Origin of the sequence: Streptomyces sp. NPDC096323, from assembly GCF_040302845.1 — a bacterium.
Lineage (GTDB): Bacteria > Actinomycetota > Actinomycetes > Streptomycetales > Streptomycetaceae > Streptomyces.
Map to the genome: position 1 here is coordinate 428,866 of NZ_JBEOSI010000001.1, position 24,989 is coordinate 453,854.

Annotated in this window: 24 protein-coding genes; 11 read left to right on the forward strand and 13 right to left on the reverse strand. The window is 71.9% G+C overall.

All coding sequences use genetic code 11. The features are described from left to right. Nucleotides 1-49: 49 nt before the first annotated feature. The 4 genes from ABTX18_RS01885 to ABTX18_RS01900 all read right to left on the reverse strand — a co-directional run bounded on the left by ABTX18_RS01885 (nt 50) and on the right by ABTX18_RS01900 (nt 3,892). Nucleotides 50-1,240, reverse strand: a complete 1,191-nt coding sequence (locus tag ABTX18_RS01885; RefSeq protein ID WP_352120756.1) for a sensor histidine kinase — start codon at nt 1,238-1,240, stop codon at nt 50-52. Beyond that, nucleotides 1,237-2,718 carry a sodium/solute symporter gene (locus ABTX18_RS01890; protein ID WP_352120757.1) on the reverse strand — a complete coding sequence of 494 codons (1,482 nt, stop codon included), beginning with the start codon at nt 2,716-2,718 and terminating at the stop codon, nt 1,237-1,239. The genes ABTX18_RS01885 and ABTX18_RS01890 overlap by 4 nt, the downstream gene beginning before the upstream one ends. After that, nucleotides 2,715-3,077, reverse strand: a complete 363-nt coding sequence (locus ABTX18_RS01895; RefSeq protein WP_352120758.1) for a hypothetical protein — start codon at nt 3,075-3,077, stop codon at nt 2,715-2,717. The genes ABTX18_RS01890 and ABTX18_RS01895 overlap by 4 nt, the downstream gene beginning before the upstream one ends. Before the next feature lie 62 nt (nt 3,078-3,139). Next, nucleotides 3,140-3,892, reverse strand: coding sequence for a LytR/AlgR family response regulator transcription factor (locus tag ABTX18_RS01900; protein ID WP_352120759.1), 753 nt, complete (start codon nt 3,890-3,892; stop codon nt 3,140-3,142). An 81-nt stretch (nt 3,893-3,973) separates the two neighbouring features. Here ABTX18_RS01900 and ABTX18_RS01905 point away from each other — a divergent pair, with 81 nt between their 5' ends. After that, complete coding sequence (locus ABTX18_RS01905) at nt 3,974-4,615, forward strand: zf-HC2 domain-containing protein (protein ID WP_352120760.1); 642 nt, start codon at nt 3,974-3,976, stop codon at nt 4,613-4,615. 6 nt (nt 4,616-4,621) lie between these two features. Here ABTX18_RS01905 and ABTX18_RS01910 read toward each other — a convergent pair whose 3' ends face one another. The 5 genes from ABTX18_RS01910 to ABTX18_RS01930 form a co-directional block, all read right to left on the reverse strand. Further along, complete coding sequence (locus ABTX18_RS01910) at nt 4,622-5,482, reverse strand: Fpg/Nei family DNA glycosylase (RefSeq protein ID WP_352120761.1); 861 nt, start codon at nt 5,480-5,482, stop codon at nt 4,622-4,624. Nucleotides 5,483-5,515: 33 nt separating this feature from the next. Further along, nucleotides 5,516-6,373, reverse strand: a complete 858-nt coding sequence (locus ABTX18_RS01915) for an amidohydrolase family protein (RefSeq protein WP_352120762.1) — start codon at nt 6,371-6,373, stop codon at nt 5,516-5,518. Nucleotide 6,374: 1 nt separating this feature from the next. Further along, complete coding sequence (locus ABTX18_RS01920; RefSeq protein WP_352121146.1) at nt 6,375-7,361, reverse strand: aldo/keto reductase; 987 nt, start codon at nt 7,359-7,361, stop codon at nt 6,375-6,377. A gap of 131 nt (nt 7,362-7,492) precedes the next feature. Then, entirely contained in the window at nt 7,493-8,884 is a 1,392-nt protein-coding gene (locus ABTX18_RS01925) for a wax ester/triacylglycerol synthase family O-acyltransferase (RefSeq protein WP_352120763.1), read from the reverse strand. Between the two features lie 142 nt (nt 8,885-9,026). After that, nucleotides 9,027-11,093, reverse strand: coding sequence for a SpoIIE family protein phosphatase (locus ABTX18_RS01930; RefSeq protein WP_352120764.1), 2,067 nt, complete (start codon nt 11,091-11,093; stop codon nt 9,027-9,029). Between the two features lie 296 nt (nt 11,094-11,389). Here ABTX18_RS01930 and ABTX18_RS01935 point away from each other — a divergent pair, with 296 nt between their 5' ends. Beyond that, entirely contained in the window at nt 11,390-12,757 is a 1,368-nt protein-coding gene (locus tag ABTX18_RS01935) for an FAD-dependent oxidoreductase (protein WP_352120765.1), read from the forward strand. Between the two features lie 79 nt (nt 12,758-12,836). On the opposite strand, the gene ABTX18_RS01940 is transcribed toward ABTX18_RS01935, so the two are convergent. Next, nucleotides 12,837-13,433, reverse strand: a complete 597-nt coding sequence (locus ABTX18_RS01940; RefSeq protein WP_352120766.1) for a DUF3159 domain-containing protein — start codon at nt 13,431-13,433, stop codon at nt 12,837-12,839. A 105-nt stretch (nt 13,434-13,538) separates the two neighbouring features. Between ABTX18_RS01940 and ABTX18_RS01945 the strand changes: the two genes are divergently transcribed. Next, complete coding sequence (locus ABTX18_RS01945) at nt 13,539-13,694, forward strand: hypothetical protein (RefSeq protein WP_352120767.1); 156 nt, start codon at nt 13,539-13,541, stop codon at nt 13,692-13,694. Here the strand turns inward: ABTX18_RS01945 and ABTX18_RS01950 are convergent. Next, nucleotides 13,684-14,844 (reverse strand): DUF6777 domain-containing protein, encoded by a 1,161-nt coding sequence (locus ABTX18_RS01950; RefSeq protein WP_352120768.1) that lies wholly within the window; start codon nt 14,842-14,844, stop codon nt 13,684-13,686. The two genes, ABTX18_RS01945 and ABTX18_RS01950, sit on opposite strands and share 11 nt — an antisense overlap. A gap of 201 nt (nt 14,845-15,045) precedes the next feature. Between ABTX18_RS01950 and ABTX18_RS01955 the strand changes: the two genes are divergently transcribed. From ABTX18_RS01955 to ABTX18_RS01965, 3 genes are read left to right on the forward strand one after another with little or no spacing between them, the layout of a single operon-like run. Beyond that, the gene (locus ABTX18_RS01955; protein WP_352120769.1) at nt 15,046-15,927 is read left to right on the forward strand and encodes a YndJ family protein; all 882 of its coding nucleotides are present in this window, start codon (nt 15,046-15,048) and stop codon (nt 15,925-15,927) included. Next, nucleotides 15,924-16,448, forward strand: a complete 525-nt coding sequence (locus ABTX18_RS01960) for a DUF1990 domain-containing protein (protein ID WP_352120770.1) — start codon at nt 15,924-15,926, stop codon at nt 16,446-16,448. Before ABTX18_RS01955 ends, ABTX18_RS01960 begins: the two co-directional genes overlap by 4 nt. A gap of 36 nt (nt 16,449-16,484) precedes the next feature. After that, nucleotides 16,485-17,927, forward strand: coding sequence for a lipase maturation factor family protein (locus tag ABTX18_RS01965; RefSeq protein ID WP_352120771.1), 1,443 nt, complete (start codon nt 16,485-16,487; stop codon nt 17,925-17,927). Nucleotides 17,928-18,009: 82 nt separating this feature from the next. Here the strand turns inward: ABTX18_RS01965 and ABTX18_RS01970 are convergent, their stop codons facing one another. Both ABTX18_RS01970 and ABTX18_RS01975 read right to left on the reverse strand, forming a co-directional pair. Continuing rightward, complete coding sequence (locus ABTX18_RS01970) at nt 18,010-18,186, reverse strand: hypothetical protein (RefSeq protein WP_352120772.1); 177 nt, start codon at nt 18,184-18,186, stop codon at nt 18,010-18,012. Nucleotides 18,187-18,554: 368 nt separating this feature from the next. Then, nucleotides 18,555-20,039, reverse strand: coding sequence for an SDR family NAD(P)-dependent oxidoreductase (locus ABTX18_RS01975; protein WP_352120773.1), 1,485 nt, complete (start codon nt 20,037-20,039; stop codon nt 18,555-18,557). Between the two features lie 323 nt (nt 20,040-20,362). On the opposite strand from ABTX18_RS01975, the gene ABTX18_RS01980 reads away from it, so the two are divergent. From ABTX18_RS01980 to ABTX18_RS02000, 5 genes are all read left to right on the forward strand, one after another. Next, complete coding sequence (locus tag ABTX18_RS01980; RefSeq protein ID WP_352120774.1) at nt 20,363-21,253, forward strand: RNA polymerase sigma factor SigF; 891 nt, start codon at nt 20,363-20,365, stop codon at nt 21,251-21,253. After that, on the forward strand, nt 21,250-21,447 hold the full coding sequence (locus tag ABTX18_RS01985; RefSeq protein ID WP_352120775.1) for a hypothetical protein: 198 nt from the start codon (nt 21,250-21,252) through the stop codon (nt 21,445-21,447). Before ABTX18_RS01980 ends, ABTX18_RS01985 begins: the two co-directional genes overlap by 4 nt. 171 nt (nt 21,448-21,618) lie before the next feature. Further along, nucleotides 21,619-22,872, forward strand: coding sequence for a PP2C family protein-serine/threonine phosphatase (locus tag ABTX18_RS01990; RefSeq protein WP_352121147.1), 1,254 nt, complete (start codon nt 21,619-21,621; stop codon nt 22,870-22,872). After that, nucleotides 22,862-24,484, forward strand: a complete 1,623-nt coding sequence (locus tag ABTX18_RS01995; RefSeq protein ID WP_352120776.1) for a sensor histidine kinase — start codon at nt 22,862-22,864, stop codon at nt 24,482-24,484. Before ABTX18_RS01990 ends, ABTX18_RS01995 begins: the two co-directional genes overlap by 11 nt. Beyond that, the gene (locus tag ABTX18_RS02000; RefSeq protein WP_136325649.1) at nt 24,481-24,924 is read left to right on the forward strand and encodes a response regulator; all 444 of its coding nucleotides are present in this window, start codon (nt 24,481-24,483) and stop codon (nt 24,922-24,924) included. The genes ABTX18_RS01995 and ABTX18_RS02000 overlap by 4 nt, the downstream gene beginning before the upstream one ends. Nucleotides 24,925-24,989: the final 65 nt, after the last annotated feature.

Below are 24,989 nucleotides of genomic sequence, written 5' to 3' on the forward strand. Positions count from 1 at the left end.
TCTGCCTGTCTGAGGGATCTGCCTGTCTGAGGGATCGTCCGCCCCCGCTTCAGGAACCGTGGACCCCGGCCCGGTACTTCGGCAGGCGCACGGTGATGCGCATGCCGGCGCCGATGCCCGTCTCGATGACGAGCCCGTAGTCGTCCCCGTACACCTGGCGGAGCCGTTCGTCGACGTTGAGCAGTCCGATGCCGGTGGACTTTCCGCCTTCGCCGCGCAGGATGTGCCGCAGCCGCTCCGGGTCCATGCCCGTGCCGTCGTCCTCGATGACGACCTCGGCCTCGGAGCCGGCGTCCAGTGCGCTGATGGTGATGCGGCTGGAGGTGACAGCCCCCTCGAGCCCGTGCTTGACGGCGTTCTCGACCAGTGGCTGGAGACAGAGGAACGGCAGGGCGACAGGCAGCACCTCGGGGGCGACCTGGAGGGTGACCGAGAGGCGTTCGCCGAACCGGGCCCGGACGAGGGCCAGGTACTGGTCGATGGAGTGCAGTTCGTCGGCGAGGGTGGTGAAGTCGCCGTGGCTGCGGAAGGAGTAGCGGGTGAAGTCGGCGAACTCCAGAAGGAGCTCGCGGGCCTGCTCGGGGTCGGTTCGGACGAACGAGGCGATGGCCGCCAGTGAGTTGAAGATGAAGTGCGGGGAGATCTGTGCGCGCAGGGCCCTGATCTCGGCTTCGATGAGCTGGGTGCGCGAGCGGTCGAGCTCGGCGAGTTCGAGCTGTACGCAGACCCAGCGGGCGACCTCGCCCGCGGCCCTCGCCAGGACCGCGGATTCGCGCGGGGCGTAAGCGATCAGCGTGCCGAGAACCCGGTGGTCGACGGTGAGCGGCACGGCGACGGCCCAGCGCAGCGGGCAGTCGAGGTCGTCGCACTCGCTGCTGAAGGCGGTGTCGCGCCCGCCGGCGAGGACGCCCCGCACCTGGTCCATGACGTGCCGGCCGTGGTGGTCGCCCTCACCGTCCCAGACCAGCACCCGGTCGCGGTCGGTGAGGCACAGGGCGTCGGTGCCGAGCAGCGACCGGAGCCGGCGGGCCGACTTGCGGGCGCTCTCCTCGGTCAGTCCGGCGCGCAGCGGGGGCGCGGCGAGCGAGGCGGTGTGCAGGGTCTCGAACGTGGCGTGTTCGACGGGTGTGCCGACGTCACTGGTGCGGACGGGGCGCGCGGTGCGCCGGCCGGCCAGCAGGCCGCCGCCGAAGAGCAGCAGCGCGAGGAGCACGATGACGGCGTATCCGGCCCCGGTCACCGGTGCCTCCCCGCGGTCAGCGCCTCGGGCAGGTGGAAACGGCTCATCGCGGCGTTCGTGCCGGCGGGTATCCGGCCCGGGGTGGCGAGCGAGACCAGGATCATGGCGAGGAAGCCGACGGGCACGGACCAGACGGCGGGCCAGGCCAGCAGGGCGTGCGGCCAGCCGGGCGGGCGCACCGCGCCGCTGACGGTGATGGCGACGGAGAGCAGCGCCGAGCCGCCGCCCAGGACGAGTCCCGCAACGGCCCCCGGCGGGGTGAGCCGGCGCCACCAGATGCCGAGGACCAGCAGCGGGCAGAAGGAGGACGCCGACACGGCGAACGCCATCCCCACCGAGTCGGCGACCGGCACCCGGCTGACCATCAGCGAACCGGCGAGCGGCACGGCGATGGCGAGGACGGTGGCCAGCCGGAAGTGCCTTACGCCGCGCGAGGGCAGGACGTCCTGGGTGAGGACACCGGCGACGGCCATCGTCAGTCCGGAGGCGGTCGACAGGAACGCGGCGAAGGCGCCGCCGGCGATGAGCGCGCCGAGCAGATCGCCGCCGAGTCCGCCGATGACCCGGCCGGGGAGCAGCAGCACGGCGGCGTCCGCGTCGCCGCCGTGGATGAGCTCGGGCGCGTACAGCCGGCCGAGGGCTCCGTAGACGGGCGGCAGCAGGTAGAAGACGCCGATCAGGGCGAGGACGGCGACGGTGGTGCGGCGCGCGTCGCGGCCGTTGGGGCTGGTGTAGAAGCGGACGACGACGTGCGGCAGGCCCATGGTGCCGAGGAAGGTCGCGACGATGAGGCCGTAGGTGGCGTACAGCGGGTGGTCGGCGCGGAAGACGGAGAGCTGCTCGTCGAACGTGACGCGGGGCCGTCCGTCGCCCTGCCAGGCGAGCACCAGGAAGAGGGCGGGGACGAGGAGCGCGGTCAGTTTCAGCCAGTACTGGAAGACCTGGACGAAGGTGATGGAACGCATCCCGCCCGCGGCGACGGCGAGGACGACGACGGAGGCGACGAGGACGTCGCCGAGCCAGCCGGGCGCGCCCGTCAGGATCTTGAGGGTCAGTCCGGCGCCCTGGAGCTGTGGGACGAGATAGAGCCAGCCGGCGCCGACGACGAGGACGCTGACGAGTCCGCGCACCTGCCGCGATTCGAGCCGTCCCTCCGCGAAGTCGGGCAGGGTGTACGCCCCCGAGCGGCGCAGCGGCGCGGCGACGAAGACCAGCAGGACCAGGTAGCCGGCGGTGTAGCCGACCGGGTACCAGAGCATGTCGGGGCCGTGGACGAGGACCAGGCCGGCGATGCCGAGGAAGGACGCGGCGGAGAGGTATTCGCCGCTGATCGCGGCCGCGTTGAGGCGGGGCCGTACGGTGCGCGAGGCGACGTAGAAGTCGGAGGTGGTGCGCGAGATGCGCAGCCCGAACCCGCCGACGAGGACGGTGGCGAGAACGACTGCGGCGACGGCCGCCACCGCGTACGTGCGGCTCACTGTGCGGGGCGGCCTTCCACGAGCCGGGCGAAGTCGCGCTCGTTGCGCTCGGCCCGGCGCACGTACCACCAGGCGAGCAGCGTCAGCGGCGGGTAGGCGGCGAAGCCGAGGACGGCCCAGACGACGGCGGAGCTGTGCAGGGCCTCGAAGACGAGGGGCAGGGTGCCGACGACGACGGCGAGGACGGTGAAGGCGGTGAGTCCGGCGCGCAGCTGGCTGCGCATCAGCGAGCGGACGTAGGCGCCGCCGAGTGCGGTCTGCTCGTCGATCTCCGACTGGGTGCGGTAGCGCGGCAGCGGACGCACCCGGCGGGGCTCCCCCGTCACCACTTCACGCCGGGGCGTTGGCTCTGCGGACATGGGGCCGGAGTGTACGCAGCACCGGACCTCGCTGGGAAGGGGTCCGGGTGCGTAGACGCTGGTCAGCGGCCGGTCTGCCGCATCAGCAGATCGCGCAGCGCACGGGTGTGGCGGCGGCTGACCGCCAGCGAGGCGGTGCCGATGCGCACGCTCATGCTGCCCGCGTCCAGACGCAGTTCGTCGATCCTGCCGAGCGCCACGAGGTGGCGGCGGTGGATGCGGACGAATCCGCGGGTGCGCCAGCGCTCCTCCAGGGTGGTCAGGGGGACACGGACCAGGTGGCTGCCGGTGTCGGTGTGCAGCCGCGCGTAGTCGCCCTGGGCCTCGGCGTACGCGATGTCGTCGATCGGGATGAAGCGGATGACGCCGCCGAGTTCGACGGGTATCTGGTCGTGGTTGGTGTCGTGGACGGGTGCGGAACGGCCGCCGACCTGTTCGGCCACGCGGCGCACCGCTTCGGCGAGGCGTTCGCGGCGGACGGGTTTGAGGACGTAGTCGACGGCCTTGAGGTCGAAGGCGTGCACGGCGAAGCCCTCGTGGGCGGTGACGAAGACGATGAGCGGGGGCGCGGCGAAACCGGCCAGCAGCTGGGCGACATCGAGTCCGGTGAGGCCCGCCATGTGGATGTCGAGGAAGACGACGTCGATGGCGGCGGGGTCCTCGGGACCGGCCTCGACGGCACTGCCGATGCGCCGCAGCGCCTCGGTGGCGCCGGTGGCTCCCTCGGCGCTGCGGATCCGGGGATCGGCGCGCAGGAGGTACAGGAGTTCCTCCAGGGCGGGTTCTTCGTCGTCGACGGCGAGTACGCGCAGCATGAGGCCGGAGTTTAGACCGGCCGGCACGGGGCGGAGGGGGGTGTAGTGAGTGATTCACCGGCTGTTTCCGTACGGGATGGTATGTGCAGCCCGCAACACCGTCGCGATGTCGGCGCCTATGCCCTGGGCGTGCTCGGCCCCGCCGACGCCTTCCGTTTCGAGGAACATCTGGAGGGCTGTCCCCTGTGTGCGGGCGGGATGGTGGAGTTCGGTGGGGTGGCGGCCGTCCTCGGACGGTACGCCCGGCTGACGCCGCCGGGCGTCGACCCGGTGGTGGTGGCCGGTCCCGGGATGGTGCGGCGGGCCGTGGGGGCGGTGGCGGCCGGGCGGAGGAGGTCGCGGCGCCGGCGGCTCGCCCTGGGAGCGGCTGCCGTGGTGCTCGCGGCCGGGGTGCCGTTCGTGGTTGCGAGCGGGGGCCCGGGCACCGAGCGGTGGACGGCCGCCGACCGGGGCTCGGGGATGGCGGCCGTCGTGACCGCGGGAGCGCGCGAGTGGGGCGCCGATGTGGGCCTGGAGGTGTCGGGGGTACCCGAGCGCGGGGTGTGCGCCCTGGTCGCGGTGGGGCGGGACGGGACGGAGGAGACCGTCGCCACCTGGTCGTCGGCCGGCCCGGGTGGGGAGCCGCTGCGGCTGAGTGGCGGCGCGGCCCTGCGGCCCGGGGCCATCGACCGGTTCGAGGTGCGCACGGCGGCGGGGCGGCCGTTGCTGCGGCTCGCCCGTTGAGGCGCGCTACTTGAGCAGCCTGGAGAGCCTGCGGTCGGCGAGCGCTTTGCCGCCCGTCTGACAGGTCGGGCAGTACTGGAGCGAGGAGTCGCTGAAGGACACCTCGCGGATGGTGTCCCCGCAGACCGGGCAGGCCGCGCCGGTGCGCCCGTGGACGCGCATGCCGCTCTTCTTCTCCGCCTTGAGCCGTCCCGCGGCCAGTCCGCTGGAGCGGGCGACGGCGTCGTCGAGCGTGGTGCGCAGAGCCGTGTGGAGCGTGGTGATCTCGTCGTCGGTGAGGTGCGCGGTGAGTTTGAACGGGGACATCTTCGCGACGTGCAGGATCTCGTCGCTGTACGCGTTGCCGATGCCGGCGATCAGCGACTGGTCGCGCAGGGCGCCCTTGATCTGGCGCCGTTCGCCTGCGAGCAGGGCGGCGAACGCCTCCCTGTCGAAGGACGGGTCGAGCGGATCGGGGCCGAGGCGGGCCACGCCGGGGATCGCGGCCGGGTCGTGCACCAGGTACACGGCAAGGCGTTTGGTGGTCCCGGCCTCGGTCAGGTCGAAGCCGGCGCCGGTGGTGAGGACGGTACGCAGCGCCAGGGGGCCCTTGCCCGGGCGTGGCGGGGCGGTGGGAAAGCTGTCCTTCCAGTGGAGCCAGCCGGCCCGGGCGAGGTGGGTGACCAGGTGAAGCGGGCCGACGGCGATGTCGAGGAACTTCCCGTGCCGCCGGACGCCGGTGACCGTGCCGCCGTGCAGGGCGGTGAGCGGCGGGTCGTACGTCTTCAGGACGCTGATGGCGAGCGGCAGCACGCGGTCGATCTCCTTGCCGACCAGGTGGTCGTCGAGGAAGACCCGCAGGGCTTCGACTTCCGGCAGTTCGGGCATGGTTCCAGCCTGCCGCAGCCCGCGCCCCGGCGCCTACCGGAGGCCGTACACGCGCTCTGCGGTGGTGGCGAGGACGGCGTCCCGCTCGTCGTCGGCGAGGCCGTCGAGGAGCAGCAGCGCGGTCTCGACGACCTCGGTGTACGTCGCCGCGAGCCGGCACACCGGCCAGTCCGAGCCGAACATCAGCCGGCCGGGCCCGAAGGCGTCGAGGACGGTGGCGGCGTACGGGCGCAGGTCCTCGATGGTCCAGTCGTGCGGGTCGGCCTCGGTGACCAGGCCGGAGAGCTTGCACGCGGTGTTGGGCAGGGCCGCGAGTGCCCGCAGGTCGTCGGCCCAGGGGTGCGTCCGCCCGGCGGCGACCGGCGGCTTTCCCGCATGGTCGAGTACGAAGGTGAGGCCGGGCAGCAGTTCGGCGGCCCGGGCGGCGGCGGGCAGCTGGTGGGGCTGGACCACCAGGTCGTAGACGAGTCCGGCGTCCGCCACGGCGGCCAGTCCGCGCTGTACGTCCGGGCGCAGCAGCCAGCGGGGGTCGGCTTCTTGCTGGACCTGGTGGCGCAGGGAGACGAGCCGGTCGCCGCCGGGGAGCTCGGTCAGGGCGGCGAGGGCGTCCGCGATGTGCGGGGCGGTGAGATCGGTCCAGCCGACGACGCCGGCGACCAGGTCGCTGCCGTGGGCGAGCGCGAGGAACTCGGGGGTCTCCTCGGCAAGGGTGACGGTCTGGACGAGCACCGTCGCGCACACCCCGTTGGCGCGGGCCTCCGGTTCCAGGTCGGCGAGGGTGAAGTCGCGCCGCAGGGGTGCCAGTTGGTCCCCGGTGATCCAGTCCTGGTCGCGTACCGACAAATCCCACACGTGGTGATGGGCGTCGACGATGCGGGGGCGGCCGGTCATCTCACAGCTCCCCGTCGACGGGCCGCAGGCCCTCGGCGCGCAGGTCGTCCCAGAGGGCGTCGGGGATCTCCCGGCGGAGGAGGGCGGCGGCGTCGCGCATCTCGTCGGGTGACCGCGCACCGACGAGCACGCCGGCGACCGCGGGGTGGGCGAGCGGGTAGTGCAGGGCGGCCGCGCGCAGGGGCACGCCGTGGCCCTCGGTGACGGCCTTCAGACGCAGGGCCCGGTCCAGGAGGTGCGGGGGTGCGGCGGCGTAGTCGTACGTGGCGCCGGGGCGCGGGTCGGCGAGCAGGCCGGAGTTGAAGACACCGCCGACGACGACGCCGCATCCGCGGTCCGCCGCCGCGGGCAGCAGATCGTTGAGCGCGGACTGGTCGAGGAGGGTGTGGCGGCCGGCGCACAGCACCACGTCGACGTCGGTCTCGACGACGAAGCGCGTGAGCATCGCGGTCTGGTTCATCCCGGCTCCGATGGCCCCGATCACCCCTTCGGCCCGCAGTCTCTCCAGCTCCGGGTAGGCCTCGCCGAAGGCGGCTTCCGCGTGGTCGTCCGGGTCGTGGAGGTAGGCGATGTCGATGCGGTCGAGGCCTAGACGTTCCAGGCTGTCCTCGATGCTGCGGCGGACACCGGCGGCGCTGAAGTCCCAGCGCCTGCGGTGCGTGGCACGGACGGCGAAGCCCTCGGAGAGCGATGCGGAGGCGGCGTCCCCGCCATCAGGCAGCGGGTCGAGCACGCGGCCGACCTTGGTGGACAGGACGTACGCGTCGCGGGGCCGGCCGCGCAGGGCTTCGCCGAGCCGTCGTTCGGAGAGTCCGAGGCCGTAGTGCGGCGCGGTGTCGAAGCAGCGGACGCCCTCGTCCCAGGCGGCGTCGACGGCGGCGGCGGCCTGCGCGGGGTCGACGGCGCTGAAAAGATTGCCGATGGCGGCCGCCCCGAAGGACAGTTCGGTGACCTCGACCGCGCTGTTTCCCAGCCTGTTGCGCCGCATCCGGCCGCCGCCCTCCCCGAAGATCGCTTCCTGCACAGAGCGAATATTCATCGGATCACTTGGGCGCGTCAACACCGCTGGGAGGAACAAGCCCCGCACCACCCGAGGGATCAGTCCGATCTATGATCGCGTCACCCTTCGGGCAGCAGCGCGAGCAGACCGGCCACCTCCTCCTCGGCGCACCGGCCGAGCCGCTCCAGATCGGGCAGCGCCTTGCCGTCGGCCACGAGCCCGATCTGCACGGTCGAGCCGTACGTGGTCAGCGCGACGGCCAGGGACTGGCCGCGGGCCAACGGCGCCATCGGGTAGAGCGCGCGCAGCGGGCAGCCGCCGAGTGAGAGGGCCGAGCGCGGCAGCGGCACGCTGGTGACCAGCACGTCGAAGAGCATCCGGGCGGCGCTCCCGGCGAGCGGCGCGCCGAAGCGGTGGGCCAGCGACGGCAGCTGGTCGGCGAGGACCGCGACCGCCCCGGCCCCGCGCAGCGGACCGGCGGACTTGTTGCGGTCCATGGCGCCGCGGACGGCCCGCAACCGCTCCCAGGGGTCGGGTTCGGAGACGGGCAGGCCCAGGAGATAGGCGGAGAGCCGGTTGCCGTTGGCCGCGGCCGCGCCGCCCGGGCGCCGCCGGGAGACGGGGACCAGGGCGCGCGGGTCGGATCCGGGCAGGGGTTCGCCGCGCTCCAGCATCCAGCGGCGCAGCGCACCCGCGACGATCGCGAGCAGCACGTCGTTGCTCGTGCCGCCCGCCGCCCGGCGGATGCGCTGCACGGCTTCGAGGTCGAGATCTGCCGTGGCCAGGCGCCGGGTGCCGGAGGAGCTGGCGCTGAGGGCCGGCGCGCCGCGCAAGTCGAGGCGGCTGGCGCGTACCAGGGACGCGCCGACGCCGAAGGCCCGGCCGAGGTCCTCGATCCGGCCGAGGGCGAGTCCGGCGACCTGGCGAGGGCCGGGCATCCAGGAGCGCGGCGGCACGGGGCGGACCCGGCCGGCCGCCGGTCCCGGCCGCCCGCGGCCCGCGACCGAGGCGATCTCGTCGAAGATCCCGGCCCCGATGGCGACCGCGCGCATCCCGTCGGCGAGAGCGTGGTGGAGCTTGACGAGCACGGCGAAGGGGCCGTCCGGAGCGCCGTCGATGACGTACATCTGCCAGGGCGGCATACCGCGGCGCAGCGGCTGCTCCATCAGCTCGCCCGCCAGCAGGGTGGCGGCCGCCATGAACCCGGCCTCGCCCTCACCGGCGGTCGCCGCCTCGGGCAGTCGTACCCGCTTGACGTGCCGGTGGACGTCGAAGTCCTTGTCCACCGACCAGGCCGCTCCCCCGACGGGCAGCAGCACGTCGCGCACCCTCATCCGCAGGCGGGGGATCGCGGCGGCCCGGGTGCCGAGCAGTTCCAGGAGGCCGTCGGGGCCGGGTGGCGCGTGGCCGCCCGGCGCGAAGACGGCGAGCGCGCCCAGGTGCATGGGGTGCGCGTCGGACTCGAGGTGCCAGAAGGCCAGATCGAGAGGTGCCAGTAGCTCAGTGCCCAACGGGTCCTCATGTCATGGAAGACGAAGACTGACAGATCGCAGTCAATCTCTCGCGGTCGGTTACGGTCAAGTACAGACATGTTACGTTCTGTTACTGTCGGGTAGTGCTCAGTCCCCCGGAACGGCGGCGGTCCTCACCGGATCAGCCGCGCGGCGGGATGACGAATTCGCACCAGACGCACTTGCCGGTGCCCCGGGACTCGACGCCCCAGGCGTCCGCCAGCCGGTCGACGAGCATCAGGCCACGGCCCGAGACCCCGGCGTCGCCCGCGTCCCGGCGGCGGGGCAGCGCGCTGGAGCGGTCCTCGACGTCGACGCGCAGGCGGCGCTCGGGCCCGGTGAGCACCCGGATGGTGACGATCGCGCCGCCGTCGGTGTGCATCAGGGCGTTGGTCGTCAGCTCGTCGGCGGCGAGCTCCACCTCGTCGGCCCGGTCCTTCGCGCCCCAGGCACGCACCGCCGCACGGATCATGTGCCGCGCCGAGCTGAGGGCCTCCGGGTCGTTCTGCGCCACGTGCTGCTGGAGCCGGCCGCCGGGCTGTGGGGCGTGGGCGGCCTTGCGGCGCAGCAGCAGCACCGCCACGTCGTCCTCCCCACCGCGTTCGTCGACCGATGCGCAGAGCCGGTCGGCCAGCCGCTGGAGGTCCCGGGGGCCGTTTCCGATCATGGCGGTGAGCCGGTGCACGCCCTCGTCGAGGTCGGTTCCCGGCAGCTCCACCAGGCCGTCGGTGAACAGCACCATGGTCTGCCCGGGGTCCAGCTCGACCGTGCTGACCGGGTACTCCAGCCGCCCGAACTCGGCGGAGAGCCCCAGCGGCAGCCCGCCGTCGACCGGCACCTTGCGGCAGCTCCCGTCGGCGTCGCGTACCAGCGGGTCGACATGGCCGGCCCGGACCACCTGGACCACGCCGGTGGTCAGGTCGGCCTCGGCGTAGATGCAGGTCGCGAAGCGGTCGGTGTCCAGCTCGTGCAGGAAGACGGAGGCCCGCGCCATGACGGTCGCGGGGCTGTGGCCCTCGGCCGCGTACGCGCGCAGCACGATGCGCAGCTGCCCCATGACGGCGGCGGCGTGCGTGTCGTGGCCCTGTACGTCTCCGATGACGGTGCCGACCCGGCCGCCGGGCAGCGGGATGACGTCGTACCAGTCGCCGCCGATGTCCCGGCCGAGCCTCGCCGACCGGTAGCGCACGGCGATCTGCGCGCCCGGCACCTCGGGGACGCGGCGCGGCAGCATGGCCTGCTGGAGACCTTCGGCGAGGTCGTGCTCCTGTTCGTAGAGCATGGCGCGCTGGAGGCTCTGGGCGATGGAGCTGCCGAGGGCGAGCAGCAGATTGCGTTCGTCGCCGGTGAACCCGTTCTTGTCGCTGTAGAGCAGCCCTAGGGCGCCGATGGGGCGGGCCTGGGCGATCAGTGGCAGGTAGGCGGCGCAGGTGATGCCGAGGTGGCTGATGTGGGGCCACAGGACCGGATACGAATCGGCGAAGTCCTCGGCGGACTCGATGAAGCGGGGGCCGAGCGTGCGCACGACCTCACTCATCGGGTACTGCTCGTCCGTCCGTGTGTACCGCGTGCCGGGCACGAACGCCCCCTCGGGCCCGTCGGCCACCAGGTGGATGCGCCCGGCCTCGATCAACCCCATGACCAGGCTGGTGGCCCCCAGGTGGGCCAGCCCCTGGGAGTTCTTGAGCACGTCGATGACGTCCTTGACGGTACGGGCGTGGGCCAGCGCGGCCGTCGTGGCGTCCACCAGGCTGGTCTGCCGCCGCCGCTCCTCGTCCAGCTCGCGGCGGGCGGTGGACTCGGCCAGTTCCTGGGTGGCGTCCCGGACGATGCCGATGATGCGGCGCGGTCGGCCGGTGGCGTCGCGGCGGACGAAGCCCTGGGTGTGCGTCCACTGCAGGGTGCCGTCGCGCCGCAGCATGCGGAAGTACGCCCCGTAGTTGTTCCGGCCGGATTTGAGCGCCTGGGTGACCATGGCGTCCAGACGCATGCTCTCGTCCGGCGGGACCCGTGTCGCGAGTGTCGTCGGCTTGTCGTCGTACTCGTCGGCCCGCAGGTCGAACACGTCGAGGGCCGCCTGGTCCATGTGCATGAGGCCACTGTCGAGATCCCAGTCGAAGCTGCCCATACGGTTCAGGGCGAGACTGAGGTCCGGGTGGGCCGGCCAGTCGTCCGGGAGTGACAGGGCACGCGTTACCCGATCATCCATGCGGGTAACTCTGCCACCATTTGTCCGATTCTTCGAGCGAGCCGTCCACCAGGTGAACGTGCGATGGAACACATTTACGAGCTACTCGGCAGGGATGCTTTCCCGGAGATTCCGCGGGATTCCGCGGGATTTCCGGGTCCGGCAAAGGTGCGGGGCGCCGGATATCGCCGCAGAACGCCGACCCGCTCCGAAAGCGGGCAGGGACAGCGGCTAACGTGTGCGTTCGGGGCGGAGTAAGCCAAGCCTTACCACGGCCCGCCCTGCCCCTGCTCGCCCGTCCTAAGGAACAGCCCTCCATGACACGCCCCGTCCGCGTAGCCATAGTCGGAGCCGGCCCCGCCGGGATCTACGCAGCGGACGCGCTGCTCAAATCCGATGCCGCCGCCGGCCCGGGCGTCTCCATCGACCTGTTCGAGCGGATGCCCGCCCCGTTCGGCCTGATCCGTTACGGCGTGGCCCCCGACCACCCGCGGATCAAGGGCATCGTGCAGGCGCTGCACCAGGTCCTGGACAAGCCGCAGATCCGCCTCTTCGGCAACGTCGACTACCCGAACGACATCGGCCTGGACGAGCTGCGAAGCTTCTACGACGCCGTGATCTTCTCCACCGGCGCCGACGCCGACCGCGCCCTCGACATACCGGGCAGCGACCTGGACGGCTCGCACGGCGCCGCCGACTTCGTGTCCTGGTACGACGGCCACCCGGACGTGGCACGCACCTGGCCGCTGGAGGCCGAGAAGGTCGCCGTGCTGGGTGTCGGCAACGTGGCTCTGGACGTCGCCCGCATCCTCGCCAAGACCGCCGACGAGCTGCTGCCGACCGAGATCCCCGCCAACGTCTACGACGGTCTGAAGGCCAACAAGGCGCTGGAGGTACACGTCTTCGGGCGCCGCGGCCCCGCCCAGGCCAAGTTCAGCCCGATGGAGCTGCGGGAGCTCGACCACTCGCCGAACATCGAGGTCATCGTCAACCCCGAGGACATCGACTACGACGCCGGTTCGATCGAGACCCGCCGCGGGAACAAGCAGGCCAACATGGTGGCCTCCACGCTGGAGAACTGGGCGATCCGCGACGTCGGCGACCGGCCGCACAAGCTCTTCCTGCACTTCTTCGAGTCCCCCGTGGAGATCCTCGGCGAGGACGGCAGCGTCGTCGGCCTGCGTACCGAGCGCACCGAGCTGGACGGCACCGGAAACGTGAAGGGCACCGGCCGTTTCCACGACTGGGACGTGCAGAGCGTCTACCGCGCGGTCGGCTACTACTCGCAGGAGCTGCCCAAGCTCCCGTTCGACGTCGCGTCCGGCACGGTTCCGCACGCCGCCGGGCGGGTGCTCGCCGCCGGCGAGCCGATGGAGTCGGTGTACGTCACGGGCTGGATCAAGCGCGGTCCGATCGGCCTGATCGGGCACACCAAGGGCGACGCCAACGAGACGGTCGCCTGCCTGCTGGAGGACCACGCCACCGGCCGGCTGCCCGCCGCGGCCCAGCCCGATCCGGCGGCCGTGACCGCGTTCCTGGAGTCCCGCGGCGTCCGCTACACCACCCGCGAGGGCTGGTACCGCCTGGACGCACACGAGCGCGCGCTCGGCGAGGCGCAGGGCCGCGAGCGGGTGAAGGTCGTGGAGCGCGACGCCATGCTGGACGCCTCGGAGCCCGGCAACTGACACCCCTTCGGCGACGGCCCCGGAATTCCCCGCTCAGGGGGGCCGGGGCCGGGGCCGGGGGCGGCGCCGGCGCAGCCGGTCACGGTCCGGCGGAGGCGCTCCGGGCCCGCTCGCGCACCCGGTCCGGATAGCGCTCGGTGAACCGGACCGCGAAGACCAACAGCGCGACGGGGATGACCCAGTTGAACCAGTCGGCGCCGGACGACGTGTGCACCGCGAGCAGTCCCAGCAGCGCGGTGGCGACGAAGACCCCTCCCCAGAGCAGTGTCAGCACCCGGTTCGCATGCCGGAAGCGGGGCGATCCCCACACCTCACGGGGGGTGGTCTCGCGCGCGTACTGTTCGGTGAACGGAACGAACGCCAGCGAGCCCAGCGCCACCACCGCGATCACGGAGCTCGACAGGACCTGGGCGTACCGCTCCAGCCAGAGGAGATCCTGGCGGTCCAGGAAGAGCGCCAGAAGGCTGAGCACGGCGAAGAAGGCGATGCCGGCGACCTCCAGCACCTTGAAGGAACCCCGGCGCACATCGGGCAGATTGAGCACGACGGAGGCGACGAGCCCTGCCAGCGCGGCGAACTCCCATGTGCTGGGGGCCGCGATCACGTCGAAAATGATCCACGGGGCGAACGCGTAGAACAGATTCCCGGTCCGCCGCCCGGAGTTGGCTTGAGCCACCGGACACCTCCGGGGCGTTTCGCACGGCACCCTGCCGCTTCTTCCATGGTGTAGCCGGGGCCGGACAGGCGCATCCCAGCGCCCCCGGCCGGCGCCGGTGCCACCGTGATCCCTCCGTCGAGCGACGCCTTCCGGGGCGAGCGGGAAAGCCGGCTGCTCGACCCCTTGGGCCGTCGCCGGGGGCTCACGCAGCGTCTGCGCGACGTGCCGCTCGCCGAGCTCCAGGAGCTCCCGACCGAGGCGTTCTGCCTCACCAGATAGCGGTACGTGGCCGGTCGCCCTCGTCCGCGTCGTCCTCGTCCTCCGGCCACGGCAGCTCGATGGCTGTCTGCGGTTCGTCCGTCATCGGCGGCTCGTCCGGGTCCGCCGGGGTGCCGGTGGGCTCGTCCGTGGCCCCGTCCGACGGCACACCGGTCGGCGTGGGGCAGTCCGCCGGCGCCTCGGAGGGCTCCTCCGTCGCCGCGACGGCCTCGCCGGGCGGGGTGGGGGCGATCGGCGTCGGGCAGTCCCCGGGCTCCGGGGTGGAGCGCGACGGCGTCGGCGCCACCGACTTCTTCGGCTTCGACGGCTTGGAAGGAGGCACCCGGGGAAGCGGCCCGATGATGTCGGTGTCCGGGGCGTACGGCGGCGCCACCTCGGGGGTGTGGTCCCGGGCGCCCTCGTCTCCGGTCGGCCGCACCATCCAGCTGTTGTGGTCGGCGTCGACGACGACCAGGCCCGTGACGGCCTTGGCGGCGGGCGCGACGACGACGGTCCGCGCCGGGTCGTAGCCCCTCCACTTCTCGCCCCGTCCGTCCTCGGTGTCCCGCGCACCGGTGGGGCGGCTCAGCGGGTTGCCGCAGGCGCAGCGGACGCGTGGGAGGCCGTGGTCGTCCACCATCACGGCGGTTCCGGCCTGGAGCACGGACCGGAACGTGGTGGCGGAGCCCGCGCGGAAGCCGTGGCTGTCCACCCGGGTGTCGGCCCGCAGCACGACGGACGTCAGGCTCCGCAGAAACTCCGGGACGCCCGCCCGGGCCACGCCCGCGGCGCGTGCGAAGGCCTTCTCCCTGGCCGGGTCGGCCGCGAGAAGACTGATCTGATGTCCGGCATCGCAGGACGCCACGGAACGGGTGGCCCCGTAGAGGCCGGGGGTCGATCCGGGAAGCGTGTGCGGGGCGGCGTCGCGGGGCACGGGGGTGTCCGGCGGAGCCGTGCTCGGCGCCGCCGGGGCAGCGCCGGACGCCTCCGCCGTCGACCGGGTGAAGGGATCGGGCCCCCGGGAGGCAGCCGGCTGGAGGAGGACGCCCTCGGACGCCGCCCCGGTGCCGTGGCCGCCGCCCGCGGTCACCCGTGCACAGCCCGCGGTGACGAGGATGCCGGCGGACAGTACGGCGAGCGCGGCGCGGCGCATGCGTATCGGTGCGTGCACGAACGGGTCTCCTGCCTGGTCACCGGTCCCGGTGCTTCCCTCATATCTGCCGCAGTTCCCCCTCCGCCGCAAGCCGGGGCCGCGTGGGCGTGGGCGCGTTCTCGGGCGGAAGGGGCGGCCGAGTACTTGAACACGTTCAAGTAAGCCCATAGAGTCGGCATCGCCAGCAGTTGAACGCGTTCAAGGCGGGGTGGGTGGATCATGTCGGTCCTGGTGGATCTGATCGTGATGCTGGGCATGCTGGTGATCGTGCCCGTCGGCCTGCGGCTGGCGGACGCCCCCGGCCTGGACCGGATGCGGCGGCTGTGGCCGGTCTTCGCCGTGCCGGGGGCCGCTGCCCTCTGGCTGCCGCGCGGCCCCACCGCCACCGTTCTGGCGCTCGGCTACGGACTCGGCGCCGCGCTCCTCGCCCTGCACGCGCTCGCCCGTGCCGTCCGGTGCCCCGAGCCCCTGCGGTCATGGCGCACCGCACCCGCCGAGGTCGCCCTGCTCACCGCTCTGTCGAGCCCGGCCGTCGCCGCCACCGCCCTGGTCGCGGAGCGCTCGGGGCATTCGCTGTTCGGCTTCGGGCTCGGGATCCTGGCGCTGACCGTGCCGCACTTCCACTTCGCCGGGTTCGCGGCCGCTCTGGTCGCGGGGCTGGTCTCCCGCGTCGCCGACAGTCCGGCGGGCCGGTTCGCGGCGCTGAGCGTGCCGCTGGGCACCCTGCTCGTCCTGATCGGCTACTTCATCGGCGACTGGGCCGAACTGGCGGGGGCGGTCGTCCTCACAGCGGGAATGTGGACCGTCGCCTTCCTGACCTGGCGCACGGTCCGCCCCGCGGCCCGCGACCGGACCGCCCGGCTGCTGCTCGCCGTCTCGGCCGCCGTGCTCGCGGCGACCATGGTGCTCGCGCTGAGCTGGGCCCTGGGCGAGGCCACCGGCCTCCCGCACCCCACCCTGGCCTGGATGGCCGCCACGCACGGCGTGGGCAACGCGCTGGGCTTCGCTCTCTGCTCGGTGCTCGCCTGGCAGCGTCTGAACCACCGCACCGCCCAGGCACGTCTGCACGACCGCACCGCCCATGAAGTAAGGACCGCATGAACACCCTCACGTACCCCGAGGCGGGCGCCACCCGGCTCGGCCCCCTCCCCCGCGGCTACCACCACCTGCACCACCGCACCGGGATCGGACACGGCCGCGCGGACTTCGAGACAGCCGGTGCCGCCATCACCGCCTTCCGCATGCACCGTCTCTCCGGAGCCCGGGTCAGCGCCTCCGCACCCCGCGCCGAACCCGGCGCGTCCGTCCGGGTGGCACTGGGGGCGGGCCCCTTCCGGTTCACCGCACCGTGCCGGGTCGTCTGGGCCGAGTACGGCCCGGAACGCATCGGTTTCGCGTACGGGACGCTCGCCCGCCACCCGGAGTGCGGCGAGGAGTCCTTCGTGGCCGAACTCGCCGACGACGGCACGGTCTCGTTCACCGTGATGGCGTTCAGCCGGCCCGCCCGCTGGTACACCCGCCTCGCCGGGCCGCTCGTGCCGGTGGCGCAGCGCTGGTACGCACGCCGGCTCGGGGACACCCTGCGCCGCATCGTCACGGAGGGACGCGCCCACCGGAGCTGAGGCGCCGGGAGCGGCGGCGGGCCGATACTGGAAGCGATGGACTGGTTCACCGCAGACGGGTACTGGCTCGGCCGGCTCCTCTTCCAGAAGACCCTGGCCGTCATCTATCTCGCCGCCTTCCTCACCGCCGCGCTCCAGTTCCGGGCGCTGATCGGCGAGCGCGGCATGCTGCCCGCCCCCGCGCTCCTGCGGCGCACGGGCTGGCGCACCGCGCCAGGCCTCTTCCGCCTCCACTACTCCGACCGGTTCTTCGCGCTGGTCGCCTGGACCGGCTGCGCGCTGGCCGTCGCCCTGCTCGCGGGCGTCGACGGACTCGTACCGTTGTGGGGGGCCATGATCCTTTGGGCCCTGCCCTGGGGCCTGTACCTGTCGATCGTGCAGATCGGCAGCACGTGGTACGGCTTCGGCTGGGAGTCGCTGCTCCTGGAGACGGGGTTCCTCGCCGTGTTCCTCGGCAACGCGGACACGGCGCCACCCGTGCTCGTGCTGTGGCTGCTGCGGTGGGTGCTCTTCCGCGTGGAGTTCGGCGCGGGGCTGATCAAGATCCGTGGGGACGCTTGCTGGCGCAACCTGACGTGCCTGGACTTCCACCACGAGACGCAGCCGATGCCGGGCCCGCTGAGCTGGTTCTTCCACCATCTCCCCCGGCCCCTGCACCGGGTGGAGGTGGCGGCCAACCATGTGACCCAGCTGCTCGTGCCGGTGCTGCTCTTCACCCCGCAGCCGGTGGCGAGCGCGGCTGCGGCGCTCATGGTCCTCACGCAGCTGTGGCTGGTGCTGTCGGGCAACTTCGCCTGGCTCAACTGGCTGACCATCGCCCTCGCCCTGCCGGCCATGGACTGGTCCCTGGTCACCGAGCCGCCCGAGCAGGCTGCCGCACCCCTCTGGTACGAGGTGGTCGTCTTCGCGGTCACCGCGCTGGTCGTGTTCCTCAGCTACCGCCCGGCCCGCAATCTCCTCGCGCACCGGCAGGTGATGAACCGCTCCTTCGACCCGCTGCACCTGGTCAACACGTACGGCGCGTTCGGCAGCATCAGCCGGGTCCGGATGGAGGTGGTGGTCGAGGGCACCGACGAGCGGGTGATCCACTCGGGCACGGTGTGGCGGGAGTACGGCTTCCGGGGCAAGCCGGGCGATCCGCGACGGCTGCCGCGCCAGTTCGCCCCGTACCACCTGCGGCTCGACTGGATGATGTGGTTCGCCGCGCTCTCGCCCGCGTACGCCCGGCCCTGGTTCGGCCCGTTCGTGGAGCGGCTGCTGGAGAACGACCGGGACACGCTGCGGCTGCTGCGTGACAACCCGTTCCCCGACGGGCCGCCGGCGCACGTCCGCGCCAGGGTGTACCGCTACCGGTTCACGACCTGGCGGGAACTGCGGGCGACCGGGTGCTGGTGGCACCGCACCTACGTGCGGGAGTTCCTGCGCCCGACCCCGCCCGGACCGGCTCCCGGCCGGCCTCGGGGGGCAGCCGCGGTATGACCTACCCGCACAGCCACGGCATGACCGAGCTCCGGTCCCGCCCCTGTTTCGGGGTACGGACCGGAGCTCGGTGGTGAAGCACTCAGTCGATGCCGGGCAGGATGTGCGGCTCGGCGAGGTCGTCCTCGTAGCCGGCCAGCCGGATCGGCGCGGACCTGGCCCAGACCTCGATGTTCCGGAGCTTCTCGGGCCTGCGGGCCCGCTCTCCGTTACGGTCGGCTGTCCGCTGCTCGTGCTTCGTCAGTTCTGGTGTCGTCACCGCGCACTCCTTCGTGTCGCATAGCCCTCGGCGTATCCGACGTTCCGGCGTCATATCCGGTGGTCGACCGCCTGTGGTACAGGGCAGGGCAGAATCTGTTCGGTCGCGGTGGCGCCGGGTACGGTACGGGACGGCGACTCGGTTGACGAGCCTGTCCCAGGACGGTCGAGGAAGCTTCGTGGATTCCTTGGTGGCGTCCGTTCCCCTCAGAGTAACCAAATGAGCGCGCCCATGCTCGATGGAACGTGTGCCCTGGGTCACTTTCAGCCACCACGCATGGAAAAGACCCGGCCCGGGAAGGGTCCCGGGCCGGGTCGGCGACCGAAAGCGACACCATCGGTGCGGAGAGCTACCGACGGTGCGGAGTGCTACCAGTTCGCGGGGGCGTAGTCCTTGAGGAAGCAGCCGTACATCGTCTCGCCCGCCTCGCCGCGGACGATCGGGTCGTAGACACGCGCCGCGCCGTCGACCAGGTCGAGCGGGGCGTGGAAGCCCTCCTCGGCGAGACGGATCTTGTCGGGGTGCGGGCGCTCGTCGGTGATCCAGCCCGTGTCCACGGCAGTCATCAGGATGCCGTCCTTCTCGAACATCTCCTGGGCGCTGGTGCGGGTCAGCATGTTAAGCGCGGCCTTCGCCATGTTGGTGTGCGGGTGACCGGCGCCCTTGTAACCACGACCGAAAACACCCTCCATCGCGGAGACGTTGACCACGTAGGAGTGCTTGGCGGCGGTAGCGGCCATGGCCGGGCGGAGCCGGCTGATCAGGATGAACGGCGCCGTGGAGTTGCAGAGCTGGACTTCCAGCAGTTCGATCGGTTCGACCTCGTCGACCGTCTGGACCCAGCTGTTGGTGTGGTGCAGGTCCGGGACGAGCCCGCCCGCGTCGATCGCCGTGCCCGCGGCGATGCGCTCCAGGGACGCCGAACCGGTCACCAGGGCCAGCTCGGTGACGTCCTGCGCGCTCAGCCCCTCCTTGCGGGCGGCGGGCAGCGCGGCCACCCGCTCGACCGTGCCGCTGCCGAAAGTGCCGATCACCTCGGCGGCCGGCAGCTCGCCGGCGGGCAGCGGGGCGGACTCGGCGCCGAGCAGCTCGCTGTACGCCTGCGCGGAGCGGCGCACCGTCTGTGCGGCGTTGTTGATGAGGATGTCCAACGGCCCCTCGGCGGCCACCGAGTCGGCGAGCGCCACGACCTGCGCCGGGTCGCGGAGGTCGATGCCGACGATCTTCAGGCGGTGGATCCACTCGTCGCTGTCCGGCATGGCCTTGAAGCGGCGGATCGCGTCGTTGGGGAAGCGGGTGGTGATCGTGGTGTGCGCACCGTCGCGGAGCAGCCGCAGCGCGATGTACATGCCGATCTTGGCGCGCCCGCCGGTGAGCAGCGCCCGGCGGCCGGTGAGGTCGGTGCGCGCGTCGCGCCGGGCGCGGTTCTCGCAGGCGCAGTCCTGGCAGAGCTGGTGGTAGAAGGCGTCGACCTCGACGTACCGCGTCTTGCAGATGTAGCAGGACCTCGGCCGCTGGAGGACGCCGGCGATCTCGGCGGCGGCGGAGGACGACGGCAGAACGCCCTGGGTCTCGTCGTCGATGCGCTCGGCCGAGCCGGTGGCGGTCGCCTCGGTCACGGCCTTGTCGTGCGCGGTCTTCGCGGCGCGGCGCTCCTGGCGGCGGCGCTGCTTCACCGTGCGGTAGATCCCCGCGGTGGCACGGCGGACGGCGATGGCGTCCGGGTGGTCGACCTCGATGGAGTCGAGCTCGTCGAGCACGCTCAGGCAGACGGCCAGCCGCTCCGGGTCGATACCGGGACCGAACTCCTCGATTCCGGGCGCGATCTCCGGGCTTTCCTCTGTCACCGTCATTGCCGTTCCTCTGTCGCTTGAGTACCGCCGAATTCTCTTGGCGGACCGTGGCGCGCCACCGAGCCGGGCTCATGAGGACTGACATCCACGGGCTGAGACCCGGCCGCGGGCTTCTGCGCAAAGCCGCCGCACTGCGGGCCGAACGCCCCCGTCAAGTTTGCCATGCCCCGAGCGCTGCTCCATTCGGGTTCGGGAGCGGTCGCACCCGGTGGCCGGCCCTCCGCCTGGCGGCCGTCGAAAAAATAATCACGCCGTTCGGCATGACCTCGCCATTACCGGGCACACGAGCCCCACCGCACTTGGCAACACGGAGGGGCGACATCATGACAAGCACGACGGAGCAGACAGGCACCACCCTCGGCAGCACACGCACGCTGCCCGGGCACGACGGTGCGGAAGCTTCGGAACTGCCGTGGATCGAGGACACCGGCAAGGTGGCCCCGAAGGACGCGCGTGCCCTGTCGAAGGTGTTCCTCGACCGTCTGCAGGTTCTCGAAGAGGGCACGCACGAGTACCAGTACGCGCGCAACACCCTCATCGAGATGAACCTCACGCTGGTGCGGTTCGCCGCCTCGCGGTTCCGCAACCGCGGTGGCGACGACACCGAGGACATCATCCAGGTGGGCACCATCGGGCTGATCAAGGCCATCGACCGGTTCGACCTCTCGCGCGAGGTCGAGTTCGCCACCTTCGCCGTCCCCTACATCGTCGGGGAGATCAAGCGCTTCTTCCGGGACACCACCTGGGCGGTGCACGTGCCGCGCCGGCTCCAGGAGTTGCGGGTCGATCTCGCCAAGGCGAAGGAACAGCTCGCCGCAGACCTGGACCGCGACCCGACGGTCAAGGAACTCGCCGGCCACCTCGGCCTCCCCGAGGAAGAGATCATCGAGGGGCTCGTCGCGGCCAACGGCTATTCGGCGGGGTCCCTGGACACGCCCTCGGCCGAGACCGACTCGGGCAACGACCAGCGGTCCCTCGCCGACGTGATCGGCGAGAGCGATTCGGGGATGGAAGCCGTCGAGAACCTCCACACGCTGGCGCCGCTGCTGGAACAGCTCGACGACCGCGAGCGCAGGATCGTGCAGATGCGCTTCGGCCAGGAGATGACGCAGTCCCAGATCGGTGCCGAGCTCGGGGTCTCGCAGATGCACGTCTCCCGGCTGATCGCGCGCATCGTCAAGGAGCTTCGGGCAGGGATGTCCGTCGAGGCGTGACCCCGGCGCGTGAGGACATCCCGCCCATGGACCTCTCCCCACCGGAACTGGCCGTGCACCGGCTTCGGGACGCCGAGACGGCGGCCGATGCCGCCCGCGCGGACTTCGAACTGGAATCGGTGCTCGCGGTCCGCGCGGGCGCCGACATCGACGCGGTGTCCGGACCCAGCGGCATCACCCGCACGATCTGCTGAGGCTGGAGAAGCTCACCGGCGGCATTCCTCCGGGCTGAACCACCGGTGCCCGAACCCCACTCAGCGGCCGGACAGCGCCCGACCGCACGGCGGCGGGCGTCGTTCACATATGCTGCGGGGCGATGACGACGGCCCGCTCGGGCGCGACGAGAGGGTGAAAACGTGGCTGAGATGCGCACCAGCACCCGGCCCCCGGTCGCGGCGGCGTTTCCGGTGCAGGCCGGATCCGTACCGGCCGAACGGCCTTCCGTCTGGGGCCTCAACGCCGCCATCCTTTTGGTCGAGGACGACGCCGGCGATGCCCTGCTCGTCGAGGAGATGCTCACTGACGGCGAGCTGGACTCCGCGCTCACCTGGTGCAAGAGCCTGACCGAGGGGCTCACCTTCCTGCGCGGCCATCGGAGACCCGTCTGCGTCCTGCTGGACCTGCACCTTCCCGATGTACACGGGCTGAGTGCCGTGAACCGGATCCTGGAGACCACCCCGGACGCCGCCATCGTGGTGCTGACCGGTCTGGCGGAGGCCGAGGCGGGGCTCGACGCGGTGGCCGCCGGTGCGCAGGACTATCTCGTCAAGGGGCGGATCGACCCGCAGGCGCTGTCGCGCGCGGTCCGCTACGCCCTCCAGCGCAAGCAGGTCGAGCGGGCGGCGGCCGCCCTGCGCGCCACTCAGCTGATGGCCCAGGAGAACGCGCGCCTCGAACGCGGGCTGCTGCCCGTCCCGCTGTTGCACGACGACGGTTTCGAGGCCGTCGCCCGTTACGAGCCGGGGCGCGCCCACGGACTGCTCAGCGGCGACTTCTACGACGTGGTCCAGAGACCCGACGGCACCGTCCACGCCGTGATCGGCGACGTGTCCGGACATGGTGCTGCGGAGGCCGCGCTCGGGGTCTGCCTGCGGGTGGCCTGGCGCACCGCGGTCCTGTGCGGCACCGACCAGCTCGAACAACTCGCACTGCTCGAGGAGATCCTCGTCGCGGAACGCTCCGACCCCCATGTCTTCGCGACCGTCACCTCGCTCGTCCTGCCCCCCGGCGGGGACCACGCCGTCATCGTCAGGGCGGGACACCCGGGACTCCTGCTGCGCCACGGAACGGACATCGAGTGGGTGGAGCCCGAGGGCGGTATCGCACTCGGCCTGCTGCCCGGCCACGGCCAGTGGGTCTCGACCGAGCACGCGCTGGCACCCGGCGCCGGTCTCGTACTCTTCACCGACGGCCTGTTCGAGGGCCGCACCGGACCGGACACCCGACTGGGCGAGGAAGGCCTGCTGGCCATGGCCCGGGACCGGTCCGCACTGCCGGCCCGGCCCTTCGTCGACGCGCTGGTCGCCGGCGCCTCCGAGGGGGCTGCTCCGTACGGCGGCCTCGCCGACGACGTGGCCGTGCTGCATCTCGCCTGGAAAAGGACAGCTCATGAGCAGTGACCCACCGGACGACACCCTGCAGCCGCCGGGACGGCTGGCGCGACTGTCGGTGCAGAACTGGGTCCATCTGATCCTGAGCTGCTTCGTCCTGGTCGTGTGCGGCTGTCTGGTGGTCGGCGGACTCGTCCTCGCCCGAATATCCGACCGGACCACCGAACTCGTCGACCGTATCCAGCCCGCCCGCTCGGCCTCCTTCCAGCTGCAGAACGCGCTGCTCGACCAGGAGACCGGGGTCCGTGGCTACGCCCTCACCGGCGACCCCTCCTTCCTGCAGCCGTACACGAGCGGCAAGCGCGACGAGCAGCGGCGCCTGGCACGGGTCCGCGAGGCCCTCGGCACCGGCGACCCGTACAACCGCGATCTGGACCGGATCGCCGCCACCGCAACGCAGTGGCGCAAGGAGCATGCCGAACCGCTGATCGCCTCCGTCCGGCGCGACGGCCCGGAGGGCCGGTCGTCCGCCAGGACCGCCGGGAGCAAGACGGCCTTCGACACGCTCCGGCGCCTCCTTACCGCCCAGCAGTCCCATCTCGACGCCGCCCGGGACCACGCGCGTGACCAGCTCGGCGACGCACACGCCACACGCGACAAGGCACTGATCGCACTGGTGGCCTGCTTCGTCCTGTGCGTGCTTGCCCTCAGCCTGCTGCTGCACCGCGTGGTGGGACGGCCGCTCAATGCCCTGGCCGAGGCCTCCCGGCGGGTGCGGTCCGGCGCCTTCGGCCGACGGATCCAGGTGCGCGGGCCGTCCGACGTACGGGCCGTGGCCGCCGCCGTCGAGGACATGCGGTGCCGGCTGGTCGAGGAGCTCGATGCCTCCCAGGAGCGCGAGGAACTGCTGGCACAGCAGACGGAGGAGCTCCGCCGTTCCAACTCCGAGCTGGAGCAGTTCGCCTACGTCGCCTCGCACGACCTTCAGGAGCCGCTGCGGAAGATCGCGTCGTTCTGCCAGCTGCTGGACAAGCGGTACGGGACCGAGCTGGACGCGCGCGGCAAGCAGTACATCGACTTCGCGGTCGACGGCGCCAAGCGCATGCAGGTGCTCATCAACGACCTGCTCACCTTCTCCCGGGTCGGCCGGGTGCACGACGGCTGGAGCGCCGTGGATCTCGACCACGCTCTGGACCGGGGCCTGGCCAATTTGGCACTGGTCATCGAGGAGGCGGGAGCCACGGTCGTGCGTGCGGACCCGCTCCCCGAGGTGAACGGTGACGCGACGACGCTCGCGATGATCTGGCAGAACCTGATCGGGAACGCCGTGAAGTTCCGCCGCCCCGACGAGCCGTGTGTCGTCACGGTCGGCTGTGTCCGGGAGGAGGACGTCTGGCACTTCACCGTGACGGACAACGGCATAGGCATCGCCCCGGAGTTCGCCGACAAGGTCTTCGTCATCTTCCAGCGTCTGCACGCCCGCGACGCATACGACGGCACGGGCATCGGACTTGCCCTGTGCCGCAAGATCATCGAGTTCCACGGCGGCCGGATCTGGCTCGACCCCGAACCCCGCCAGGGCGCCCGCATCCATTTCTGCCTCCCCGCCGACGCCGAAACCTCCCCAGCAGTTTCCGGGGAAACGGCCGGCCCCGACGAGATCTCCGGAGACACCGCGTGACCAACCCCGTACAGCCCATCGAGGTCCTGCTCGTAGAGGACGACCCCGGCGACGAGCTCATGACGCGTGAGGCGTTCGAGGACAACAAGATCCGCAATACGCTCCATGTGGTCCGCGACGGGCAGGAGGCGCTCGACTTCCTCTACCGTCGCGGCGCGTACGGCGACGCCCCACGCCCCGACCTGATCCTGCTCGACCTGAACCTGCCCAGGTACGACGGGCGCCAGGTGCTGGAGCAGATCAAGCAGGACCCTGAGCTCTCGCTCATTCCCGTGGTCGTGCTGACCACGTCTTCCGCCGAGGAGGACATCCTGCGCAGTTACAAGCTGCACGCCAACGCCTATGTCACCAAGCCGGTCGACCTCGACCAGTTCATCGCGGCGGTCCGCCAGATCGACGAGTTCTTCGTGACCGTGGTGCGGCTGCCCGGACGGGCGTAATATCCGCTGACATCACCCGGGAGTGGGATCTCCCGGCGTGGGTACACGATCAGCGAGAAGAGAGG

Coding starts and splice junctions, on each gene's coding strand:
- ABTX18_RS01895 (WP_352120758.1), bottom strand. CDS start 3,077: ATGTCCGCAGAGCCAACGCCCCGGCGTGAAGTGGTGACGGGGGAGCCC.
- ABTX18_RS01900 (WP_352120759.1), bottom strand. CDS start 3,892: ATGCTGCGCGTACTCGCCGTCGACGACGAAGAACCCGCCCTGGAGGAA.
- ABTX18_RS01905 (WP_352120760.1), top strand. CDS start 3,974: ATGTGCAGCCCGCAACACCGTCGCGATGTCGGCGCCTATGCCCTGGGC.
- ABTX18_RS01910 (WP_352120761.1), bottom strand. CDS start 5,482: ATGCCCGAACTGCCGGAAGTCGAAGCCCTGCGGGTCTTCCTCGACGAC.
- ABTX18_RS01915 (WP_352120762.1), bottom strand. CDS start 6,373: ATGACCGGCCGCCCCCGCATCGTCGACGCCCATCACCACGTGTGGGAT.
- ABTX18_RS01920 (WP_352121146.1), bottom strand. CDS start 7,361: ATGCGGCGCAACAGGCTGGGAAACAGCGCGGTCGAGGTCACCGAACTG.
- ABTX18_RS01930 (WP_352120764.1), bottom strand. CDS start 11,093: ATGGATGATCGGGTAACGCGTGCCCTGTCACTCCCGGACGACTGGCCG.
- ABTX18_RS01935 (WP_352120765.1), top strand. CDS start 11,390: ATGACACGCCCCGTCCGCGTAGCCATAGTCGGAGCCGGCCCCGCCGGG.
- ABTX18_RS01955 (WP_352120769.1), top strand. CDS start 15,046: ATGTCGGTCCTGGTGGATCTGATCGTGATGCTGGGCATGCTGGTGATC.
- ABTX18_RS01960 (WP_352120770.1), top strand. CDS start 15,924: ATGAACACCCTCACGTACCCCGAGGCGGGCGCCACCCGGCTCGGCCCC.
- ABTX18_RS01965 (WP_352120771.1), top strand. CDS start 16,485: ATGGACTGGTTCACCGCAGACGGGTACTGGCTCGGCCGGCTCCTCTTC.
- ABTX18_RS01975 (WP_352120773.1), bottom strand. CDS start 20,039: ATGACGGTGACAGAGGAAAGCCCGGAGATCGCGCCCGGAATCGAGGAG.
- ABTX18_RS01980 (WP_352120774.1), top strand. CDS start 20,363: ATGACAAGCACGACGGAGCAGACAGGCACCACCCTCGGCAGCACACGC.
- ABTX18_RS01990 (WP_352121147.1), top strand. CDS start 21,619: ATGCGCACCAGCACCCGGCCCCCGGTCGCGGCGGCGTTTCCGGTGCAG.
- ABTX18_RS01995 (WP_352120776.1), top strand. CDS start 22,862: ATGAGCAGTGACCCACCGGACGACACCCTGCAGCCGCCGGGACGGCTG.